The following is a 926-nucleotide window of genomic DNA, read 5'->3' as shown; positions in this document are numbered from 1 at the left end:
ACGTAGAGGCGTCTGCGCCGCCATACTGGATGGCCATATCGCCGAAGGTTTGGTCGATGATGAGGACGGTTTCGGGCTTGGATGGGGAACGTAAAGGATGATCGTCTGAAAGTTCGGGCGCGTGGTTGTATTTGGATAGATGATGTCGCAGGATGAAATCCATCGCCTGCTGCGCCTGAGCCAAGGTTTCAGACGGCATGGTATCGGAGGCAAGAATCAGTTGTTCCAAACGAGAAGGACGTGTGGTGTCGTAGTAGATGCCGATGTCGTCATAGACGATGGAATAGGGCGGATAACCGGCGACACCCAGTCCGAGCGAGCGTAAAAAGCCGTCTTCCAACGCAATAAAGGGAAGCCGGTGTTCAGCGGCGAAAGTACGCGCTTTGTGTGTCGTCGGGCGCAAACCCCAGCCGACCACAGCCTCTGCTCCTTTTCCATCTTTGCAGATATGAAACTCAGGCAATAGGGTGGAGAGATGGGGGATTTTGCGGATGCCGCGAGAGGGAATGTAGGCGTTTTTCACAATGCGTTTTCGTCGATTATTGTTATTAATGGATTGTAGGCCGTCTGAAAAGAGGAGCATTCTTTCAGACGGCCTGAATTATTTTTTAAAACGTTACGGCTTCGCCCAATACTTTGCCTGCCAAGTCTTTAGGCGACAGGTTCGGCTCGCCTTGCAACGGCCAGTTGATGCCGACGGTCGGATCATTCCAAATCAGCGAGTGTTCGGCTTTGGGGTTGTAATAGTCTGTACATTTATAGACGAACTCGGCTTCATCGCTCAATACATAGAAGCCGTGAGCGAAACCTTCGGGTACCCACAGTTGGCGTTTGTTTTCTGCGGACAGAATTTCGCCTACCCATTTGCCGAAAGTGGGGGAGTCTTTACGCATATCGACGGCCACGTCGAATACTTCGCCGACAAC

At 51.8% G+C, this 926-nt stretch carries 2 protein-coding genes; both read right to left on the bottom strand.

Annotation, left to right across the window (positions count from 1 at the left end):
• Nucleotides 1-583, bottom strand: a 583-nt coding sequence (locus tag ACTHUR_RS12385) for a capsular polysaccharide export protein, LipB/KpsS family (RefSeq protein ID WP_440398780.1), incomplete at its 3' end; no start/stop codon positions are given.
• A gap of 25 nt (nucleotides 584-608) precedes the next feature.
• On the bottom strand, nucleotides 609-926 hold a 318-nt coding region (gene rfbC / locus ACTHUR_RS12380), incomplete at its 5' end, for a dTDP-4-dehydrorhamnose 3,5-epimerase (protein ID WP_440398779.1).

The sequence above is a fragment of the Neisseria sp. P0021.S007 genome (assembly GCF_051956855.1).
This window is presented reverse-complemented; position numbering and strand designations above follow the sequence as displayed.